Genomic DNA, 601 nt, shown 5'->3' on the forward strand with positions numbered 1-601 from the left:
GGCCAGCCGTTGACGAGGATGCGTCCAACCTTGCGCTCCAGCACCGGCAGCAGCAGCGCGGCCTCCGCCTCGTCCTCGGCGTCGAGGATCAGGGTGGCGGTGAGCTGGCCTTCGAGGGCGGCGATGACCTTGAGCGCCTCGGCCATGTCGGTGACGGTGATGACCAGCGAGGAGGAGCCGAAGACTTCCGCGCCCAGCGCCGGATCGGCGAGGAAATCGGCCGCCGTGGTGCGGAACAGGGCGCCCTGCGCCTGATGCGGGCCGGTCGGCTCGACGCCGCGTGCGAGGGTGGTTACAGCGCCGTGGCCCGCCAGCGCGCTCACGCCCTCGACATAGGCCGAGTGGATGCCCGGCGTCAGCATGTCCTGCGCCGCGCTGCCGCCCATCGCGGCCGAGGCCGAGGCGAGGAAGGTATCGAGATCAGGCCCGTCGATGGCGATGACGAGGCCGGGATTGGTGCAGAACTGCCCGGCGCCCATCGTCAGCGAGCCGACGAAGGCCGCGCCCAGCGCTTCGGCACGCGCGGCGAGGGCGGCGGGGAACAGCACGACCGGGTTGATCGAACTCATCTCGGCATAGACCGGGATCGGCTCGGGCCGGG

1 pseudogene is annotated in these 601 nt (G+C 71.7%); it reads right to left on the reverse strand.

Annotated elements, in window-relative coordinates:
- Positions 1-601: pseudogene (locus tag HWN72_RS30800) on the reverse strand (aldehyde dehydrogenase (NADP(+))); the annotation flags it as partial.

The sequence above is a fragment of the Novosphingobium sp. HR1a genome (genome assembly GCF_015594425.1).
Lineage (GTDB): Bacteria > Pseudomonadota > Alphaproteobacteria > Sphingomonadales > Sphingomonadaceae > Novosphingobium > Novosphingobium resinovorum_A.